Origin of the sequence: Pseudomonas sp. EA_105y_Pfl2_R69 (assembly GCF_963970915.1) — a bacterium.
Classification (GTDB): Bacteria; Pseudomonadota; Gammaproteobacteria; order Pseudomonadales; family Pseudomonadaceae; genus Aquipseudomonas.
In genome coordinates, this window is the sequence record NZ_CAXAOO010000004.1 from 433,728 (window position 1) to 455,752 (window position 22,025).

General features: G+C 66.8%; 6 protein-coding genes. All 6 read right to left on the reverse strand.

Translation table 11 applies throughout. From position 1 onward, the window contains the following. Positions 1 to 84 precede the first annotated feature (84 nt). The 6 genes from fhuF to AACY13_RS14155 all read right to left on the reverse strand — a co-directional run bounded on the left by fhuF (position 85) and on the right by AACY13_RS14155 (position 22,008). Complete coding sequence (gene fhuF, locus AACY13_RS14130; RefSeq protein WP_339462208.1) at positions 85 to 831, reverse strand: siderophore-iron reductase FhuF; 747 nt, start codon at positions 829 to 831, stop codon at positions 85 to 87. Positions 832 to 844: 13 nt separating this feature from the next. Then, on the reverse strand, positions 845 to 2,155 hold the full coding sequence (locus tag AACY13_RS14135; protein WP_339462209.1) for a lysine N(6)-hydroxylase/L-ornithine N(5)-oxygenase family protein: 1,311 nt from the start codon (positions 2,153 to 2,155) through the stop codon (positions 845 to 847). Between the two features lie 263 nt (positions 2,156 to 2,418). Then, positions 2,419 to 3,435 carry a GNAT family N-acetyltransferase gene (locus AACY13_RS14140; protein WP_339462210.1) on the reverse strand — a complete coding sequence of 339 codons (1,017 nt, stop codon included), beginning with the start codon at positions 3,433 to 3,435 and terminating at the stop codon, positions 2,419 to 2,421. Beyond that, a complete protein-coding gene (locus AACY13_RS14145) occupies positions 3,425 to 5,659 on the reverse strand; it encodes a TonB-dependent siderophore receptor (RefSeq protein ID WP_339462211.1) in 2,235 nt (744 codons plus the stop codon). The genes AACY13_RS14140 and AACY13_RS14145 overlap by 11 nt, the downstream gene beginning before the upstream one ends. 123 nt (positions 5,660 to 5,782) lie before the next feature. Beyond that, positions 5,783 to 11,170 (reverse strand): amino acid adenylation domain-containing protein, encoded by a 5,388-nt coding sequence (locus AACY13_RS14150; RefSeq protein ID WP_339462212.1) that lies wholly within the window; start codon positions 11,168 to 11,170, stop codon positions 5,783 to 5,785. Continuing rightward, the gene (locus AACY13_RS14155) at positions 11,167 to 22,008 is read right to left on the reverse strand and encodes an amino acid adenylation domain-containing protein (protein ID WP_339462213.1); all 10,842 of its coding nucleotides are present in this window, start codon (positions 22,006 to 22,008) and stop codon (positions 11,167 to 11,169) included. The genes AACY13_RS14150 and AACY13_RS14155 overlap by 4 nt, the downstream gene beginning before the upstream one ends. Positions 22,009 to 22,025 lie beyond the last annotated feature (17 nt).

Sequence of the window (22,025 nt, forward strand, 5' to 3'; positions counted from 1 at the left end):
TCCACCTTCGCTATTGGTGGATGGATAAAGCGTCAGCTACGCGCCCCGATCCACCCTACCCAGCTCTCGTTCCCCGGATTTCCTTCAATCCAGCGCGCCGCCTTCCGCCGGCGGGCAATCGAGGTGCGGGCAGTTGTCGCACATTTCCATGGCCAACTGGTTGCGGATGCAGCAGGTGCGCCGCTGGCGCCAGGGCACCTGGCCTTCGCCCTGCTCGATATAACGCACCGGCTCGAACAACGGGTTGCGCGAGCCGTCCGGGCGCAGCCGGGTTTGCAGCAGCGCATTGCCGTGGGCCAGGGTCGCGGCGGGAAACGGCAGGCGACCCAGGGTGCCCATAAACCATTCGACGTAGTTGCCGGCATTGCTCCACAGCACCCGTGGCGCGACCTTGCGATAGCGGTTGAGGGCCGCGATAAAAGGCGCGAGGTTGTCGTCCAGCAGCCCGGAGAAACGCTCGAAACCATCGCCGGGCGGACTGGCCCAACGCTCGCCCGCGTCGGGCAACTTGAAGGCTTCGGGCAAGCCATCGGCTCCCACCACCACTTCGATCGCGTCGAAGTCCAGCGGCAACCGCCAATTGAGGATCAGGCCCGCCGCCAGTACCGGCGGAATCAGGCGCAGAAAGTAATATTTCGACCAGAGCGACAGCAGCGCGCGGCGATCGCCATCGGCATGCTCGGGGCCGAAGCGCAGCAAGCACTCCTCCAGCCGCTGCGGCTCGACGAACTCCCGCGCGGGCACGGCCGGGCGGGGATCGTCGCTCAGGGTCAGCACGTCACGATAATGGGCGAACTGGCCCTGAAACAGCGGAGCAATGGCTGGGATCAACGTCAGGTTCTCGTCATGCGCAGGCACTGGCGGCGGAACGCGGTCGTCGGCCCTGCTCCAGCAGCGCGTCCACCACTTCCTGGGAGCGCACCGAGAGCACCGACAACAGGGTATCGCTGAGGCCGTGGCTGGCCTCGCAGCAGCCTTGCAGGTAGATGTTGGGGGCGAAGCCAGCCTCGGTCGGCAGCCGGTAGCGACGCTCGACCTCGCCTACGGCAAGGTACTGGCTGACGCCTTCGAGCAGGCGCTGGTGACCATCGCGCCGGTAACCGGTGGCGAGCACCACGCCGTCGAACTCGCGCACCTCGTTGTGGCCGCTGTGACTGTCGCTTAGGCTCAGACGAATACCTTCGGCGACGGCCTCGACTGCATGGATCTGCCGATTGGCGAGCAGCCGCTGAGTGCTGCGCCCGGTGATGGACTGCTGGTACAAGCCTTGGTAGATGCGCTCGATCAGGTCCAGGTTGACCACCGAATAGTTGGTATGGGCATGGGCGCGGATCAGCTCCTGACGCACGGCATGGGGTTGCTGGTAGATCAGGTCGGTGTACGAGGGGTCGAAAATCTCGTTGACGAAGGGGCTGTCATCCGCCGGACGCAACGCGTGGCTGCGCATGATCAGGGAAACCTCGGCATGCGGAAAGCGCCCGGTGAGGTCGCTGAAGATTTCCGCCGCGCTCTGCCCGGATCCGATCACCGCCAGGCGCTGGGGCTGCTCACGGTCGCCATGCAGGCTATCGACTCGCTCCCGATACTGCGAGGAGTGGATCACCCGCGGCTCGTCGCGCAACTGCCGGAACGCCTCGGGGATCGCCGGCAGGCCGCCGATGCCGACCACCAGGTTACGGGTAACCCGCGCACGGGTGCGGCCGTCGGCATAGCGGGAAATCACCCGCAGGCGCTGCACCTCGCCGTGCTCCTCGATGGCTTCCACAGCTATCACTTCCTCACCGTAATGCACACGCTCGGCGAAATGGCCGGCGGCCCAACCGAGGTAGTCGTTGTACTCGACGCGCGAGGGATTGAAGCTGCCGATATTGATAAAGGGTTCCAGGCGGCGCTTCTGGTGCAGGTAATTGATAAAGGTGAAGCGGCTCGCCGGGTTGCGCAGGGTCGCCAGGTCCTTGAGGAAGGAGATCTGCATGCGGCTGTCTTCCAGGAGCATGCCGCCATGCCATTCAAAGGCCGGCTTCTTTTCCAGGAAGCAGTAGCGCAGGCCGCCTTCGCCAACCCGTCGATCTTCCTCCAGGGCCACGGCAATGGCCAGGTTGGCCGGGCCGAAGCCCAGGCCGATTACGTCGTATTCCAGCGTTTCAATACTCATGTCCGGCACCGATTCTGTGGTCTGTGGCTGGTAATAGGACGCCATGCGTCCCGCCTAACCTCATCAGTGGCCGCGTTAAGCGCGGCTCGTGTTATTGCGGCGCGCCCCAGATGACGTTTACAAAAATAGCGAGCGATGGCCAGGCAAGGCGAAAACAGCCGAAAAAGCGGAGTGTACGAGTAGTACATGAGCATTTTGAGACGCCGTGTCCCGGGCTGGTTTCAACGCTGCATGGCCGAGCGCAGTAATTTGTAAACACCATCTCAACAGAGCGTGCAGCGGGCAAAATAGGCTTCCCGCTCCAGCACCATCAGTGCGGCGCGTTTGTGCGGAAAGTCGAACTCCTTGTGCTTGGCGAAACCCAGCGCCTGCAGGTGCTGGATCATCCGCGCGTTGTCGGCGCGCGGCTCGCAGACGATGCGCTGGGTGCGCGGCTCGTCGAGAAACAGGTAATGCACCAACGCGCCGAGCCAGGCGGCGACCTTGTGCGGGCCGCGGTGGGCGTCCTCGCCAACCAGCATATGGATGCCGCGGTCGTAATCCTCGGCCGCATAGAAGGGCGCGATGCGGTCCTCCTTGGCCCAGTAGGCTTCGTAATAGGCGAAAGGCTGCTCGTCGAAGGCACCGACCAGGGTCAGCACGCGCGGGTCCGCCGCCAATTCGGACAGGTAACGCCGATGCTGTTCGAGGTCGCCCTCCTCCTGCCAGAAGGCCGCCACCCGTGGATGGTTCTGCCAGCGGTTGAAGCGGGGCAGATCGCCTTCGATATCCAGGCTGCGCAGAGCGATCCACACACCGAGGCGGGCATCGAAGCGCCGATAGAGCTCCCCGACCGGCTTCGGCGGGCGCAGCGGATGACGCCGTCCGCTCGCATGCATGACCAGGCTGTGCGGGTAACCGGCGCTGCCCGCTGCGCGCAGAAAGCGCCCCGGCAGTTGCCAGAACATGCTCCGCTCGATCAGCCACAGACCGTGAGCATCCCCGGCCACCAGCAGGCCGCGCGCCAGCAACCCCGGGTCGACCTCATCGAGCATCAGCGCCACGGCCTGGCAGGCGGCATCGCCGGCGAAGCAGGCGTACGCCAGCAACTCGAGGGCTGCGGCCTGGGCCTGCAGGGGCAATTCCACGGGTTGCAGCACTTGCCCAGTGCCATGCTGCAGGCGGCGGGCCCTCAGCAGCGGCTGCTCGTCCAGGCGCAGGGCCAGGCAAACGCCATCGTCGGCGAGGCTCAACCGCTGCCCATCGGGCAACGGCAGGCTGCGTGGCGGCTTACCAGGCATAGCTGGCACTGGCGATGATATTGCGACGGTTGCCGTACCAGCAGTAGTAGTCGCAGGCGGTGATGTATTCCTTGTCGGTCAGGTTATTGGCGTTGAGCTGAACCCGGAAGTTGTCCCAGTCGTAACTGACCATGCCATCGATAAGGGTATAGGACGGCACTTCCAGGGTCTCGGTGTTATCCCCGTAGCTGGAGCTGGTATGCCGCGCCCCGGCACCGAAGGCCAGGCCATTGAGCGCGCCGCCACGGACCCGGTAATGCGCCCAGATCGAGGCCATCTCGTCGGCGACGTTGGCCGGGGTCTTGCCTTTTTCCGCCGCGCGGGTGGTTTTGGTCGTTTCCGGGTCGAGCTTGGTATAGCTGGCCACCAGGCTCAGGCTCTCGGTGACGTTGGCCTGGGCCTCCAGTTCGATACCACGACTGCGCACCTCGCCCAGCTGGGTCTGAATCCCTCCGGTCAGGGTTTTCCGGACGTTTTCCTGGGTCAGTTCGAACAGCGCGACGTTGAACGAGCCGTCGAAGCCTGGCGGCTGATACTTCAAGCCCAGCTCTTTCTGATCGCCCTGCTCCGGCTCGAAGGGTTTGCCGGTGCTGGAATTCAGATCGGTAACCGGCAGGAAGAACTCGGAATAGCTGGCATAAGGGGTCAGACCATTGTCGAAGACATAGGCAACTCCGCTGCTCCAGGTGAAGTCTTCGTCGCGGACATTGAAGCCGGTGCCAGTGCTTTTATTGTCGAAATCGCTGCGCGACTTGTCGTAACGCCCACCCAGCAGGAAGACCCAACGGTCATCGAGCTTGAGCTGCTCCTGGAAATACAAGCCGATCTGATCGGCGCGGGTCTGTTTACGCTGCAACGCACCGGGATCGATCGACTGGCCGTAGGTCGGGGTAATGCTGCCGACTATGGGCAAGGTCACTGCGCCGGCATGTTTGGGGTTGTAGATATCCAGCAGCGGCACGCTGGGGAAGCTGGCGTCGCGCGCCGGGCTGCGGTCGTCGATCTTCAGCTGCTGGTAGTCGACGCCGAGCAGCAGGCTGTTTTCCCAGCCATTGCCGATCCAGTTGCCGAGCAGGCGGTTGTCCACCGACACGTTGTCCGCCTGGCCGTCGCGGTAGGTCAGGCCACGGGCAATCAGGCGCTGGCTCGGATCGAGGCCGGGGATAGAGTCGTTGACGTAGCCGAGGCTGTAGAGCTGGCGCAGCTCCAGATCCATATGGCCATAGCGCAGGTTCTGCTGGAAATCCCAGGCATCGCTAAGGCGGTGATTGAATTCGTAGCCCAGGGTGTATTGGGTGCGGTTGAACTTCTCGTAGCCGGGATCGCCGACGGCGGTATCGGTATCGATCTTGCCGTTCGGGTTAGGGGCGATGGTGCCGCTGGCCGGGAGAAACTGCAGCTGCGGGTCCGAGTTGTCTTTCTGGAAACTGGCCAGCAGGGTCAGGGAAGTGTCGGCATCGAAATTCATGGTCAGCGACGGTGCCAGCAGCAGGCGCTCGGCATCCACATCGTCGACCTGGGTGCCGGTGTCGCGGCTCAGCGCCACCACGCGGTACAGCAGGTCGCCCTGCTCGTCGAGCTTGCCGCCCACATCCAGACTCAGCTGCTTGCGCTCGAAGCTGCCGTATTGAATGGCAATTTCATTTCTGTGCTCGGCGCTCGGGCGCTTGCTCTGCAGATTGATCAGGCCGCCAGGCGGGGTCTGGCCGTAAAGCACCGAGGAGGCACCCTTGAGCACCTCGATACGCTCGAGCATGTAAGGGTCGATCTGCCAGCTGTAGAAGGCACTGGAGTAGATACGCGCGCCGTCCATAAACAAGCCATTGTTGGCCTGTTTAAAGCCGCGAATGATAAACCAGTCCTGCTTGTTGTCCTCGCCGAAGTAGCCCGCCTGGACACCCGGCACATAACGCAGCGCATCGCTGACGGTCTGCACATTACGGTCGTCCATCTGCTGCTGAGTGACCACCGAAACCGAGCGCGGGGTTTCATTGAGCGGCGTGTTGATCTTGGTCGCGCTACGGCTGTTCTTCGCCACGTAGCCGGTGTCTTCGCCGACCGGGCTGTCCAGCTCGCCGGTGATGCGCATGCTCTCCAGTTCGACGGGCCCTTCTGCAGCCTGCAACGGGTTGACCAGCAATGCCAGGGCATAACCCATGGCCAATGGCAGGCGCGCCTTGTTGAACGGGCATTTCGACAACCGGTACTTCGCTAAACGCTGCATCAACCACTCACTCCCCAGCAAAAACACTAATCAGAAAGATTCTCATTAACAGCAACTCTTCCACTAAGACGAATGCCGGGGAAGAAAATTTAGCGATTCGACGATTTATTTTTCCCGCGCCCTTCAATTCAGCGCCGAGAGCAGAGCGGCCACCTGCTCCAGCGCCTGTGGCGAACGCACGATGCCCAGGTGGTCGGCCTCGATCAGGCTGTGGCTGGCGGCGCGGCCGAGCACCTGTTCCAGGCCCCGCTCCAATAACGCGGCGCGGCCCTGGGGCCGGCTCGCCCACCAGCAATGCGGGCGTACCTTGACCACCGGCAAGGCATAACCGGCGCACAGGCGGCGCATATGCTGCTCGACGGCCCAGGCGAACAGCAGCTCCTGCAGGCTCTGGCTGGCCACGGCATCGAGCCCCTGGCCCAGCAACCAGCGCTCGCAGGCCTGTGGCCAGTCCAGCGGCGGCAGCGCTTCGAGCCGCGCGAGCAGATCGTCCAGCGCCGCTGCCGACAATTCCGGCACCAGCAATTTCAGCTGCTCGCCGAGGCGTGCGCGGGCCTGGGGATGGCGGCTGTCGTCCTCGGGAATTTCCGTGCCGGGCACATAGCAATCCACCAGGCCGAGGAAGGCCACGGCCTGACCGCGGGCTTCCAGGCGCGCGGCCAACTCCAGCGCCAGGCTGCCGCCCAGGGACCAACCCAGCAGGTGATAAGGCCCTTCCGGCTGTTGGCGCAGTAAAGCGGTCAGGTAGGCGTCGGCCATCTCGCCCAGGCTCGCGTCGCGCCATTCGGCATCGACGAAGCTGCGGCATTGCAAGCCGAATACCGCGCGCTGGCCCTCCAGCCTGGCGGTCAACGGCTGGTAACCGGTGACCCGGCCGGTGACCGGGTGCGGGCAGAACAAGGGCGCGGCCGATGAGGCTTGTCGCGACAGTTGCAGCAGGGCCGCCGGGCCTTGCCCCGCCGTCGCTCCGGCCAGATCGAGCAGCGCCAACAGCTCGGCGCGGTAGGCCTCGGCCAGCGCCTGCACCGTGCTCTCGTGCAGCTGGCTCGGCGCGAACTCCCAGGCCAGACTGAGTTCGCCGTCGAATACCTGGCCATTGATCGTCAGCAAGCTGCCCAGAGGGTTGCCGGCGGCCTGCTGCGCACCACCACCCGCCAGCGGACGGAACCAGCCGGTGGCCTCACCGCCGGCATATTGGCCGAGGTAGTTGAAGGTCACCTGCGCCTGCGGCAAGGTGGCCAACGCGGCTTGTGCGGCCGGCTCGCCGAGCCAGCGCAGCGCGCCGTAACCGACGCCGCCATTGGCGACTTGCTGCAAGTGGGCCTGCACGCTGTGCAGCTGCTCGCGCAGGTCGCCGGCATGGGGCAAGCGCAAGGGGTAGAGGCTGGTGAACCAGCCCAGGGTGCGGCTCGGGTCGAGGCCAGCAGCCAGCGGTTCGCGGCCATGCCCTTCCAGATTCACCCGCAGCGCAGTTTGCCCACTCCAGGCGCAGAGCGCGCGGGTCAGGGCGGTCAGCAACAGATCGTTGATGCGCACACCCAGGGCACTCGGCACCTGGGTCAGCAAACGCTTGCTGCTGGCACGATCCAGGCCGATACGCACCTCGCGGCGTTCGCCGAAAGTCGCCGTGGCTGCCGGCAAGTCCTGGGGCAGCGGCTGGTCATCGCCGGACAGGCGCGTGCACCAGTCGTCCAGTTCGGCGGCCGCCTGCTCGCTGCTCGCCCAGGTCTGCAGATGCTCGGCCCAGTGCTTGTAGGAACAGCTCTTGGCCGGCAAGGCCGCGGGTTGGCCGGCGGCGAGTCGCTCGTAGGTGCGCGGCAGATCCTCCAGCAAAACGCGCCAGGACACGCCGTCCACAGCCAGGTGATGAATCACCAGCAACAACCGATCGGGCTGACCGCTTTGACGCAGATAAAGCCCGCGCAACAGCGGGCCATCGGCCAGATCGAGACTGCGTTGTACCTCGTCGCACAGCGCCTCGGCCTGAGCACCACTGGCGGCCTCGCGGCTTATCAGTAGCGGCGTATTCAGCGCATCGGGCGCGGCATACCACTGGCGGCCCTCGGCGAAACGCAGGCGCAAGGCATCGTGGTGCAGCACCAGGGCCTGCAAGGTCTGCTCCAGCAGCGCCGGATCGAGCGGGCGCTGCAGTTCGAGGTACAGCGACTGATTCCAGTGCGCCGGCTCGGCCTGCCCCAGAGCGAAGAAATGCGCCTGGATCGGCGTCAGCGGCAACTCGCCGCTAACCGGCCCCTGGGCCTGGGTCGACTCGGTCGCCGGCCGTGCAACGGCTGCCAGCTCGGCCAGGGTTTGCTGCCGGAACAGATCCCGCGGTGCCAACGCCAGGCCCTGCTGGCGAGCGCGGCTGACCACCTGCAGCGCGACTATGGAATCGCCGCCCAGCTCGAAGAAATGATCGCTGCGCCCGACCCGTTCGACGCCCAATACCTGTTGCCAGATGGCGGCGAGGATGCGCTCGTTGTCGCTCTGCGGTGCCTGGTAATCCGCGCTCTGCCACTGCGGTTCCGGCAATGCGGCGCGGTCGAGTTTGCGCGCCGGGGTCAGCGGCAGACTGTCCAGCTGCAGCAGCTGCGCCGGCAGCATATAGTCCGGCAGCTGCGCGGCCAGCTGCTGTTTGATCGCGCTCAGGTCCAGCTCGCCGCGGCCAACCAGATAGCCGACCAGCTGCTTGCCGCTCGGCGTATCGCGGGCTACCACTGCCGCCTCAGTGACTTGTGGCAAGGCCAGCAGCTGGCTTTCGATCTCGCCCAGTTCGATACGGAAACCGCGGATCTTTACCTGATGGTCGACCCGGCCGAGGTAATCCAGGGCACCGTCGGCGCGCCAGCGCACCAGATCGCCGCTGCGGTACATACGCTCGCCCGGCTCACCAAAGGGGTCGGGCAGGAAGCGTTCGGCAGTCAGGTCCGGGCGCTGGTGATAACCGCGGGCCAGGCCGACTTCACCGCCGATATACAACTCGCCGGCCACGCCGATCGGCAGCAGATTGAGTTCGCTATCAAGTACGTAGCATGTGCGCGGGCCGACCGGGGTGCCGATCGGCGCATAAGCGGCTTCGAGTTGGTCGCCGGCGAAGGCTTCCCAGATCAGCGGCGTGACCACGGTTTCGGTCGGGCCGTAGCCATTGACGATGCGCACCGGTTTCAACACCCGCTGCATACGCTCGTAGGTCTCGCGGGTAAAGGCTTCGCCGCCCAGGGTCCAGCTGCGTACGTTTAACCTGAGGTCTTGGCTTTCGATCCAGTCGAGCAGCTGCACCGCATAACTGGGCGGGAAGATGGCGATGGTCACGCCTTCGTCCTGCAGCACCTGGCAGGTCTGCTCGGCGCTCCACAGTTGCTGATCACGAATTACCAGGCGGCTGCCGAACGCCAGCGGCACGGTCCAACGCTCCACCGCGCCGTCGAAGCTGATCGAGGCGAAATGCAGCTCGACATCGTCCGGGGTCATGCCGTAGCGCTGGCCGATGCACTGCACATGCATGCTCAGACCGGCGTGATTGACCGCCACGCCCTTGGGCTGGCCGGTAGAGCCGGAGGTGTAGATCAGGTAGGCGAGGTTTAGCGGATGCAGCGCGACCTTGGGTGCCGAAGATGAATAAGCCGAGAGGTCGAGCCGATCCAGGCACAGGGTGTCCACGGCTGGCAAACGCCCAGCCAGATCACTGCTGGTAATCAGCCATTGCAGCCCCGAGTCTTCGACCATAAAGGCCAGGCGTTCGAGCGGGTAACCGGGGTCTAGCGGCACAAAGGCACCGCCGGCTTTCAGAATTGCCAGCAGGCCGACGATCATTCCATTGCCGCGTTCCAGCGACAGACCGACCCGCGCATCGGGGCCGACGCCGCGCTCGATCAGCAGATGGGCCAGGCGGTTAGCCTGAGCCTCCAGTTCGGCATAGCTCAGGCGTTCGCTGCCATGCACCAGGGCGATGGCCGCCGGGCGCAGGCGCGCCTGCTCGGCGATCAGTTCGGGCAACAGGCGCGAAGAGTCATGGCTTTGCTTGCATTGGTTCCACAGGGCCAGGCGTTGCTGGTCTTCAGCGTCGAGCAGCTCCAGGCGCGCCAGGGGCAGGTCCGCGGTCTGGCACAGCTGGTCGAGCAGGCCGATAAAATGCTCGGCCATGCGCGCCACCTGGGCATCGTCCAGGCGCTCGCGGGCGTGGGTGAAGACCAGGCGCAGTTCGCCGTCGGCATCTTCTTCGCTGTCCAGGGCCAGGTCGAAAATCGCGTGCGGCACATCCTGGGCCAGGGGCGTCAGACGCAGGCCGGGCAGCCTGGCCAGGGCACCGAGGTCGCGCCGTTGGTGGTTGAACAGCACCTGAAACAGCGGCGTCTGGCCGAGGCTGCGCTCGGGGGCCAGGGCCTCGACCAGTTGATCGAATGGCAGATCCTGATGGTCCTGGGCTTCCAGGGCGCGCTGGCGCACCTGGGCGAGCAGCGCGCGAAACGACTGCTGCGGGCTTAACTCAGCGCGCAGCACCTGAGTGTTGACGAAGAAGCCGATCAGCGGCGCGATCTCGCCGCGCTGCCGGTTGGCCACCGGCACCCCGACGCGAATATCGCGCTGGCCGCTGTAACGCGCCAGCAACAGCTGAAAAGCCGCCAGCAACAGCTGGAACAGGGTGGCACCTTCGCCCTGGGCCAGGGCGCGCAGCCGCGCCGACAGCCCGGCCGGCAACGACTTGGCCAGGCGCGCCGCATGGCGCACCTGCCCGGCGCTCTGGCGATAGGGCAAGGCCAGCACCGGCTGCTCAAAGCCCAGGCGCTCGCGCCAGTACTGCAACTGCCGCGCGCCCTCGCCCGCCTCCAGCCAGGCGCGCTGCCAGATGGCGAAATCGGCGTACTGCACCGGCAGCTCGGCCAGGCTCGCCGGCTGGCCCTGGCACAGTGCGGCATAGGCCTGGGCCAGCTCGGCGGCGAATACGCCGATCGACCAGCCATCGGAAACGATATGGTGAGTGACCACCTGCAAACGCCATTGCTGGTCGTCCAGACGCAGCAACTGCACCCGCAGCAACGGCCCGCGGGCCAGGTCGAAGGCGCGCGCCGCCTGCTCGGCGGTCAGCGCTTCGAGCTGCTGCGGCTCGCCGCGCAGGTCGCGCTCCTCCAGCGCCAATGCGCCGGACGGATCGATCACTTGCCAGGGCTGGCCGTCGCTTTCGACAAAGCGCGTACGCAGCGCCTCGTGCCGCGCCAGGATCAGCTCCAGCGCGCCGATCAGCGCCGCGCGGTCCAGCTCGCCCTCCAGGCTGAATGCGCCAACCATGTGATAGGCGCTGCTGTCCGGCTCCAACTGGCCGATCAGCCACATGCGCTGCTGGGCGAAGGACAGCGGCAGGCGCTCGCCCCGGGGTGCCGGCACCAGCGGCAGCAGTTCGAAGCGGATGCCCTTGGCCTGCAGCAGTTCGAGAAAGCGCCGTTGCTCGGCCGCGCCGAGGGCCAGAAAGCGCCGCGCCAGGGCGGCCTTGTCGATCAGGGGTTGATTGCTCACAGCGACTCCAATTCATCCAGTAACGCGGCCATTTCGCGCAGCGCGGCGTCTTCCTGCCCGGCGTTCTGCGGCGCTTGCTGCAACAGCGAGTCGGCCAACGCGGCGAGGTTGTCCAGCTCAAAAAAGGCCCGCAGCGGCACTTCCAGGCCGAGCTGCTGACGGATCTGCGCCACCGCCTGGGTGGCCAGCAACGAGTGCCCGCCCAGCTCGAAGAAGTTGTCGTCGAGGCCGACCTGGGGCACTTCCAACAGCGTTTGCCAGATAGCAGCCAGGGCCACCTGCAGCTCGCCGACCGGCACCCGGTACTGCCGTACCCGCCACTGCGGCTCGGGCAGCGCGCGGCGTTCCAGCTTGCCGTTGGGTGACAGCGGCATACGCGCCAGACGCACCAGGGCGGCCGGCAACATATGCTCGGGCAACTGGGTTTTCAGCGCGGCCTTGAGGCCGCTCGCCCAGGCCGTCTCGTCGTCACCGACCTGCGTGTCGTCCGCCACCAGATAGGCCACCAGCTGCTTGCCGATCTGGGTATCGCGCGCCACCACCACCGCTTCGGCGATGCCGGGCTGAGCCAGCAGCAATGCCTCGATCTCGCCCAGTTCGACGCGGAAACCGCGGATCTTCACCTGATGGTCGATGCGCCCCAGGTAGTCGATGGCACCGTCCTCGCGCCAGCGCACCAGATCGCCCGTGCGGTACATACGCGCCCCCGGCGGGCCGAAGGGATCGGGCACAAAGCGTTCGGCGGTCAGCTCGGGACGGCCGTGATAACCGCGGGCCAGGCCGATGCCAGCCAGGTACAGCTCGCCCGGCACGCCGAGCGGCACCCGGTTCAGCTGCGGGTCGAGCACATGCAAGCGCAGGTTGGCGATGGGTCGGCCGATGGGCACCGCGTGGCGACCTTCGTCGACACAGGTCCAGTGGCTGACATCGATGGCCGCCTCGGTCGGCCCATACAGGTTGTACAGCCGAACCTGCGGCAAGCGCTGGAACACCCGCGCCTGCAACTCGGCCGGCAGCGCCTCGCCACTGCAGACGATCTGTCGCAGGCTGCTGCAGGCCTCGATCTGCGGATGGCCGATAAAGGCCTGCAGCATCGAGGGGACGAAATGCAGGGTGGTCACTTGGTGGTGCTGGATCAGTTCGAGCAGCCGTTGCGGGTCACGGTGATCACCCGGCGCGGCGACAGCCAGGCGTGCGCCGCTCATCAGCGGCCAGAAGAATTCCCACACCGAGACGTCGAAGCTGAACGGGGTTTTCTGCAGCAGCGTATCGCCGCCATCCAGCCGGTAAGCCTCCTGCATCCACAACAGGCGGTTGGCCAGGGCCGCGTGACTGTTGCCCGCGCCCTTGGGCTTGCCGGTGGAACCGGAGGTGTAGATCACATAGGCCAGGTCGTCGGGGTGCAGGTCCAGCGCCGGTGCCTGAGCCGATTCGGCGCTGCAATCCTCGAGGTCCAGGCACAGCGCGCGCACCTCGGCCGGCAGCGGCAGCTCGGCCAGCAGCAGGCTGTGGCTGAGCAGCAGCTCGACGCCGGCGTCCTCCAGCAGATAGGCCAGGCGCTCGACCGGATACTCCGGGTCGAGCGGCACATAGGCGGCACCGGCACGGACGATGGCGTGCAGGCCGACCACCAGCTCCACCGAGCGCTCCAGGCTGATGCCGACCAGGCTGCCCTTGGCCACCCCGAGCCGACGCAGGCGGTTGGCCAGGCGGTTGATCCGCGCGTCCAGCTCGGCGTAGCTCAGGCTCTGCTCGGCCATCGTCAGCGCGACAGCGTCGGGGGTGCGCGCCGCCTGCTGGCTGATCAGCTCGGTGACCGGGACGAAGGTGCCGTAATCGCGCTCGCTGTGGTTCCAGGCGACGATGCGCGCCTCCTCTTCCTGCTCCAGCAGCGGCAGCAGGCCGATGGCCTGATCCGGCGCGGCGCACAGGCCTTCGAGCAGGCGCTGGAAGTGCCGCGCCATGCGCGCGATGCTGCGCGCCTCGAACAATTCGCAGGCGTAGCTGATAAAGCCGCTGAGGCTGCCGTCGGTGCCCTCCTCGGTGTCCAGCGCCAGGTCGAACTGCGCCCCCGCCGCGCCCGGATCGAAAGGCTCGACGCGCAGCCCCGGCCAGTTGCCGAGGGCGCTGAAGTCGAGCTGCTGGTGGTTGAACGCCACCTGGAACAGCGGGTGATGGCTGAGGCTGCGCTGCGGCTGCAAGGCCTCGACCAGTTGCTCGAATGGAAGCTCCTGATGGCTCAGGGCGTCGCGGCTGGCCTGTTGCAGTTCGCCGAGCAGGCGGCGGAACGGCTTGTCGCCGCTCGGCGCGCCGCGCAGTACCAGGGTGTTGACGAAACAGCCGAGCACGCCTTCGGTCTCCAGCAGGCTGCGTCCGGCCACCGGCACGCCGACGCGGATATCGTCCTGGCCGCTGTAGCGGTGCAGCAGGCTTTGCCAGGCTGCCAGCAACAGGGCGAACAGGGTGGCATTTTCCCGCTGGGCCAGGGCGCGCAGTTGGCCGGTCAGGCCCTGCGGCAGGCTGAAACGCAGACGCGCGCCACGCAGCCCGGTGCGCGCCGGGCGCGGATGATCGGTGGGCAGTTCGAGCAAAGGCTGGTGTTCGCCCAGAGCCTCGCGCCAATAGGCCAACTGGCGCTCGCGTTCGCCGCTGGCCAGCCACTGGCGCTGCCAATGGGCGTAGTCGGCGTATTGCACCGGCAGGCTCGCGAACGCCGGCTGTGCACCTTCGGCGAAGGCCGCGTAGGCCGCGCTGAACTCGGCGATAAAGCGCTGCATCGACCAGCCGTCGGAGACGATATGGTGCTGCACCAGCAGCAAGCGGTGCTCCTGATCACCGAGGCGCAGCAACGCCACGCGCAGCAGCGCATCGCGGGCCAGATCGAACGGCTGGGCGAGCAGTTGCTGACTGATGGCCTTGGCCGCCGCCTCGCGTTCATGGACCGGCAGTTCGCGCAGATCATGCTGCGCCATCGCCTGGGTTTGCGTCGGCAGAATGCGCTGCAACGCCTCGCCCTGCACCTCGACAAAACGCGTGCGCAACGCTTCGTGACGGGCCACCAGCACGTCGAAGCTGGCTTGTAGCGCGCCGCGATCGAGGCGGCCGTACAGCGCCAGCCCGGCCGGCATGTGGTAGGCGCTGTTATCCGGTTGCAGGCGGTTGAGGAACCACAAGCGGCGCTGGGCGTAGGACAGCGGCAGATCCGCGCCGCGCGGCAGCGCGCGGATGCTCGGCAGCTGCGGGTTCGGCGCGCCGAGCTGGGCGGCGCACGCGACCAGTTGCGGTGCCTCGAGCAGCGCCTTGAGCGGCAGCGCCAGACCGTGCTCGGCACGCAGGCGCGAAACCACCTGGGTGGCCAGCAACGAATGACCGCCCAGTTCGAAGAAGTGATCGCTGCGTCCGACCCGTTCGACGCCCAATACCTGTTGCCAGATGGCGGCGAGCAGGCGCTCGTTGTCGCTCTGCGGTGCCTGGTAATCCGCGCTCTGCCACTGCGGTTCCGGCAGGGCCGCGCGGTCGAGTTTGCGCGCCGGGGTCAGCGGCAGGCTGTCCAGCTGCAGCAGCTGCGCCGGCAGCATATAGTCCGGCAGCTGCGCAGCCAGTTGCTGTTTGATCGCGCTCAGGTCCAACTCACCGCGACCAACGATATAGCCGACCAGCTGCTTGCCGCTCGGCGTATCGCGGGCCACCACCGCCACCTCAGTGACTTGCGGCAAGGCCAGCAGCTGGCTTTCGATCTCGCCCAGTTCGATACGGAAGCCGCGAATTTTTACCTGATGGTCGACCCGGCCCAGGTAGTCCAGAGCGCCGTCTTCACGCCAGCGCACCAGGTCGCCCGTGCGGTACATGCGTTCGCCCGGCTCGCCAAAGGGATCGGGCAGGAAGCGTTCGGCAGTCAGATCCGGGCGCTGGTGATAACCGCGGGCCAGGCCGACTTCACCGCCGATATACAACTCGCCGGCCACGCCAATCGGCAGCAGGTTAAGTTCGCTATCCAGTACGTAGCATGTGCGCGGGCCGACCGGGGTGCCGATCGGCGCGTAAGCCGCTTCGAGCGAGTCGCCGGTAAAGGCCTCCCAGATCAGCGGGGTAACCACGGTTTCGGTCGGGCCGTAACCATTGACGATGCGCACCGGTTTCAACACCCGCTGCATACGCTCGTAGGTCTCGCGGGTAAAGGCTTCGCCGCCCAGGGTCCAGCTGCGCACGTTCAATGTGAGGTTCTGGCTTTCGATCCAATCCAGCAGTTGCACCGCATAGCTGGGCGGGAAGATGGCGATGGTCACGCCTTCGTCCTGCAGCACCTGGCAGGTCTGCTCGGCGCTCCAGAGTTGCTGATCACGAATTACCAGGCGGCTGCCGAACGCCAGCGGCACGGTCCAGCGTTCCACCGCGCCGTCGAAGCTGATCGAGGCGAAATGCAATTCCACGTCCTCGGGCGTCATGCCGTAGCGCTGGCCAATGGTTTGCACATGCATGCTCAGGCCGGCGTGATTGACCGCCACGCCCTTGGGCTGGCCGGTGGAGCCGGATGTGTAGATCAGATAGGCGAGATTGAGCGGGTGCGGCGCGACCTTGGGTGCCGAAGATGAATAAGCCGAGAGGTCGAGCCGATCCAGGCACAGCGTGTCCACGGCCGGCAAACGGCCGGCCGTGGACACGCTGGTGATCAGCCATTGCAGGCCCGAGTCCTCGACCATATAGGCCAGGCGTTCGCGCGGGTAACCGGGGTCCAGCGGCACGAAGGCACCGCCGGCTTTCAGAATTGCCAGCAGGCCGACGATCATCGCGTTGCCGCGCTCCAGCGACAGGCCGACCCGTGCATCGGGGCCGACGCCGCGCTCGATCAGCAGATGGGCCAGGCGGTTGGCCTGGGCCTCCAGCTCGGCATAGCTCAGGCGCTCGGTGCCATGCACCAGGGCGATGGCCGCCGGGCGCAGGCGCGCCTGCTCGGCGATCAGTTCGGGTAGCAGGCGGGCCGGGTCGTGGCCTTGCCGGCATTGGTTCCACATGGCCAGGCGTTGATGTTCGGCGGTATCCAGCAGTTCCAGCGCCGCCAGCGGCCGCACCGGATCGCCCAGCACCTGTTCCAGGGCCTGACGTAATAGCGTCTCGATCTGGGTAATCGAGCCCGTATCGAAATGCGCGCTGTCGTAAGCCAGCAGCAGATTCAGCTCATCGCCCGGCAGCACCGCCAGGGCCAGGGGGTAATGGGTGAACTCGTGGCTTTGCGGCGTGCCCAGGCGCAGGCCACCGCGTTCGGCGCGGCTGAGGGCGTCGCCCAGGGGGTAGTTCTCGAACACCAGCAAACTGTCGAACAGCGCCTCGCCGCCCAGTTCGGCCCAGCGTTGCAAGTCGTACAGCGGCGTGTGCTCGTGTTCGCGCAGGGCCAGGTTATGCCGCTGCAGAGCCGCCAGCCAGTCGCCGAGCGCCTGCGCCGGCGGCAGCTCGACCACCACCGGCAGGGTGTTGATAAACAGGCCGACGATCTGCTCGGCACCCGGCAGATCCGCCGGACGCCCCGCCACCGAGGTACCGAAACACAGCGTGCTTTTGCCGGTGAGGCGACTCAGCAGCAGCGCCCAGGCACCCTGGATCAGGCTGTTGAGGGTCAGGCCCTGACGTTGGGCGAAGCCGCGCAAGCGCAGCTGCAGTTCGTTGCTCAGGGCAAGCGGATGGCGCACATGGCCGCTGCCAGGGCGGCGACAGGGCAGGCTGCCGGCGACCCGGGTCGGCGCGTCCAGGCGCTGCAACTGCGGCCGCCAGAAGGCTTCGCTGGCCGCCCCATCCTGCCGCGCCAGCCAGGCGATATGTTCACGGAACTGGCCGCGCGGCGGAGCCAGGCTGTCGCCGTGGTAAAGCGCCAGCACCTCGCCGAGCAGTACCCCGGTGCTCCAGCCGTCGAGCAGCAGATGGTGCAGGGTCCAGACCAGGGCGAACCGCTGCTCGTCATGCTGCACCAGCACCAGGCGCAGCAGCGGTGCCTCGGTCAGCTCGAAGCCACGGCTGCGCTCGGCCAGGCACAGGGCGTCGAGGCGCGCCTGGAAGGCATCCTCGGCCAGCGCTTGCGGCTCGCGCCAGTCGAGCTGCTGCCAGGGCAAGGCGACCTGGGTCTGCACCGCCTGCAACGGCGGCTCGCCGGCCAGCAGGCGCACGCGCAACATGGCGTGGCGTTGCAACACCTGCTGCCAGGCCTGACGCAGGCGCTCGGGCACCAGGCCGTTGAGCGGCAGCACCAGTTGATTGACGTAACTGGTGGCGGCGTCGCTCAGCTGGCTGTGGAACAGCAGGCCCTGCTGCAACGGCGACAGCGGGTAGATATCCTCGACCCCCGGCAAGGCGTCGAGCGCCCTTTGATCGAGGCCGGCCAGGGCGACATCGCTGGGCGTCAGGCAGCGCGACGCAGCCAGACAATGGCCGCGAATCGCCTGCAGCTCGGCTTCCAGCTGCTGCAGCAGGCCTTCGAGGGTGGCGCGCTGCCAATGCCCGGGGCAGAAATCCAGATGCAGCTGCAGGCCGCCGTCGCGCTGCTCGGCATTGATCACCAGGGGCGCATCCAGGGTTGCATCGGCCGCGCGCCAGAGGCCGGCGTCGAGCACCTGCAAGGTGCCCTCGCCGGCCCCTTCGAACTGCCCGAGGTAGTTAAACAGCAGCTGCGGCGCGACGCCGGCCAGCACGCCCTGTTGCTGCAACAGGCCATAGGCCAGGCCGCCATCGGCCACCGCGCGCAGCTGCTCCTTGATCGCCTTGAGGCTGCCCGGCAGATCGGCCGCAGGTCGCAGGTTTAGAGGATAGAGGCAGGTAAACCAGCCGACCGTGCGACTCAGGTCGATATCCTCGAACAGCGGCGCGCGGCCATGGCTTTCCAGGTGCAGGCTTAGCGCCGGCTGTTCGCTCCAGGCGCAGAGCACCCGCGTCAGGGCGGTCAGCAACACCTCGTCGGCACGCAGGCGATAGGCCTGCTGCGCGCCCTGCAACAGCTCGCGGGTCGGCTCGGCCGCCAACCTGAGGCTCAGGCGTTGCCGCTGGCCCTCGCGGCTCAACGCCGCGTTCATCGTCGGCAAGGCGCAAACCGCCTGTTCCTGGGCCAACCAGAACCCGCGCTGGGCCTGCACCGCGTCGCCCTCGCTGAAGGCCTGCAAGCGCTCGCCCCAGGCTTTGAACGCCGTGGTTTTTTCCGCCAGCTGCACGGTCTGACCGGCCTGCAACTGCCCATAGGCGCGCGGCAGGTCTTCCAGCAACACGCGCCAGGACACGCCGTCCACGGCCAGGTGGTGGATCGTCAGCAGCAGACGCTCGGCGCGATCGGCCTGACGCAGGTAGAGCGCGCGCAGCAGCGGCCCCTGTTGCAGGTCGAGGCTGCCCTGGGCGGCCTGGCAGCGCGCCTCGGCGTCGGCATCGTCGCTCGCCTGATACTCCTGCAACAGCACCTGCGCGCCGGCCTCGGCCAGCGAGGCGTGCAACTGCTCCCAGCCGTTATCGCCATGCGAGTAGCGCAGGCGCAAGGCGTCGTGCTGCTGCACCAGCGCCTGTAGCGCCTGCTCCAGCAACGCCGGGTCGAAGGGCTGGCCCAGCTCGAACAACAGGTACTGGTTGCAGGCGGCCAGGCCCTCGCGCTCGAGGAAACGCGCCTGAATCGGCAGCAAGGGTGCCGGCCCGCTGATAGGCGTTTGCTCGGCGCGCGGCGCGCTCACTTCACGGGCCACTGCGGCCAGCTCGGCCAAGGTCTGCTGCTGGAATACATCCTTGGGCGTCAGGCCCAAACCCTGCTGGCGTGCGCGGCTGACCACCTGCAACGCGACTATGGAATCGCCGCCCAGCTCGAAGAAATGATCGCTGCGCCCTACCCGTTCGACGCCCAATACCTGTTGCCAGATCGCCGCGAGGATGCGCTCGTTGTCGCTCTGCGGTGCCTGGTAATCCGCGCTCTGCCACTGCGGTTCCGGCAATGCGGCGCGGTCCAGTTTGCGCGCCGGGGTCAGCGGCAGGCTGTCCAGCTGCAGCAGTTGCGCCGGCAGCATATAGTCCGGCAGCTGGGCGGCCAGTTGCTGTTTGATCGCGCTCAGGTCCAACTCGCCGCGACCGACCAGATAGCCGACCAGCTGCTTGCCGCTCGGCGTATCGCGCGCCACCACCGCCACCTCAGTGACTTGCGGCAAGGCCAGCAGCTGGCTTTCGATCTCGCCCAGTTCGATACGGAAACCGCGGATCTTTACCTGATGGTCGACCCGGCCCAGGTAATCCAGGGCACCGTCGGCGCGCCAGCGCACCAGGTCGCCCGTGCGGTACATGCGTTCGCCCGGCTCGCCGAACGGGTCGGGCAGGAAGCGTTCGGCGGTCAGATCCGGGCGCTGGTGATAACCGCGGGCCAGGCCGACTTCACCGCCGATATACAACTCGCCGGCCACGCCAATCGGCAGCAGATTGAGTTCGCTATCCAGTACGTAGCATGTGCGTGGGCCGACCGGGGTGCCGATCGGCGCGTAAGCGGCTTCGAGTGGGTCGCCGGCAAAGGCTTCCCAGATCAGCGGCGTGACCACGGTTTCGGTCGGGCCGTAACCATTGACGATGCGCACCGGTTTCAACACCCGCTGCATACGCTCGTAGGTCTCCCGGGTAAAGGCTTCGCCGCCGAGGGTCCAGCTGCGTACGTTTAACCTGAGGTCTTGGCTTTCGATCCAATCCAGCAGCTGCACCGCGTAACTCGGCGGGAAGATGGCGATGGTCACGCCTTCATCCTGCAGCACCTGGCAGGTCTGCTCGGCGCTCCACAGTTGCCGATCACGAATTACCAGACGGCTACCGAAGGCCAGCGGCACCGTCCAACGCTCCACCGCGCCGTCGAAGCTGATCGAGGCGAAATGCAGCTCGACATCGTCCGGGGTCATGCCGTAGCGCTGGCCGATGCACTGCACATGCATGCTCAGGCCGGCGTGATTGACCGCCACGCCCTTGGGCTTGCCGGTGGAGCCGGAGGTGTAGATCAGATAGGCCAGATTGAGCGGGTGCAGCGCGACCTCAGGCGTCTCGCTGCTATAGGCAGACAGGTCGAGCCGATCCAGGCACAGGGTGTCCACGGCTGGTAACCGGCCGGCCAGCTCGCTGCTGGTGATCAGCCATTGCAAGCCCGAGTCCTCGACCATATAGGCCAGGCGTTCGCGCGGGTAACCGGGGTCCAGCGGCACAAAGGCACCGCCGGCTTTCAGAATTGCCAGCAGGCCGACGATCATCGCGTTGCCGCGTTCCAGCGACAGGCCGACCCGTGCATCGGGGCCGACGCCGCGCTCGATCAGCAGATGGGCCAGGCGATTGGCTTGAGCCTCCAGTTCGGCATAGCTCAGGCGCTCGCTGCCATGCACCAGGGCGATGGCCGCCGGGCGCAGGCGCGCCTGCTCGGCGATCAGTTCGGGTAGCAGGCGGGCCGGGTCGTGGCCTTGCCGGCATTGGTTCCACAGGGCCAGGCGTTGCTGGTCGGCATCGCTGTGCAGGCGCAACTGCGCCAGGGCGTTGTCGGGCTGGGCGGCGAACTCGCCGAGCAGCTGGGTGAAGCCGGCGATCAGCCGCTCGATGCTCGCCACCTCGAACAGGTCGGCCGCATAGGCGAAGTTGATCTGCAAGTGCTCGCCGTCGCCGCGCACCGCATCCAGGGCCAGGTCAAACGGAATCCGGCTGGCCGGCAACTCGTCCAGGCGCGCCTCGATGCCCGGCAACCAGTTGGCCGGCAGCGGCTGCTCGCGGCGGTAGTTGAACGCCACCTGAAACAGCGGCTGCTGACCCAGGCTGCGGCTCGGGGCCAAGGCGTCCACCAATTGCTCGAACGGCATGTGCTGGTGATTCAAGCCCTGACGCAGCTGCTCGCGGGTGCCGCGCACCCACTCGCGCACGCTCAGCCCCGGCGACGGCTGCCCGGCCATGACCAGGGTATTGACGAAGAAGCCGACCAAACGCTCATGGCCGCGGGCGCGGGCCGCCACCGGCACGCCGATACGCACCTCGCGCTGGCCCGACAGCCGCGCCAGCTGCACCTGCCATGCCGCCAGCAGTACGGTGAACAGGGTCGCACCGCAGGCTTTCGCCAGGCTGCGCAAACGCCCGACCAGTTGCGGCTCCAGCGCCAGCAGGCGATAGGCGGCGCGGCGGTCGGCCTGGGCCGGGCGGGCGAAATCGGCCGGCAGCAGCACGGCCGGTTGCTCCTCGCCCAGTTGCCCGCGCCAGTAATCCAGTTGACGCTCGCCTTCGCCACTATCCAGCCACTCGCGTTGCCGCGCGGCGTAATCGCAATACTCCAGGGGCAGCGTATTCATCAGGGGCGCGCGGTTCTGCTGGCGGGCCCGGTAGAACTCGGCGATCTCCTCGAACAGCACCCGCACCGACCAGGCGTCGGACACTATGTGGTGCATACCCACCACCAGCGCATGGCGCTCGTCCTCCAGACGGTAGAGCGCGCAGCGCACCTGCGGCCCACGGCCGAGGTCGAAGTGCCGCTCGACGAACGCCCGCCCCTGATCTTCAGCCTCCGCCTGACGCTGCGCCGGGGCCAGCTCGCCGAGGTCAACCTGTTCCAGCGCCATCGGGCACGCCGGCAACACCGCCTGCTGCGCCACGCCGTCCTGCTCGGCGAAGATCAGGCGCAGCGCGGCATGCCGGGCCAGCACCTGATCGAGGCTGTAACGCAGCGCGGCGAGATTCAGCTCGCCGTCGAGCCAGAGCATGCCGCCGAGGTTGTAGGCGCTGCTGGCGGATTCCAGGCGACTGAAGAACCACAGGCGCTGCTGGGCGGACGACAACGGTGCCCAGGCCAGGTCGGTGCGGGGCTGAGAAAGACAATCGGCGGTCATGGACAACACCTCTAAGC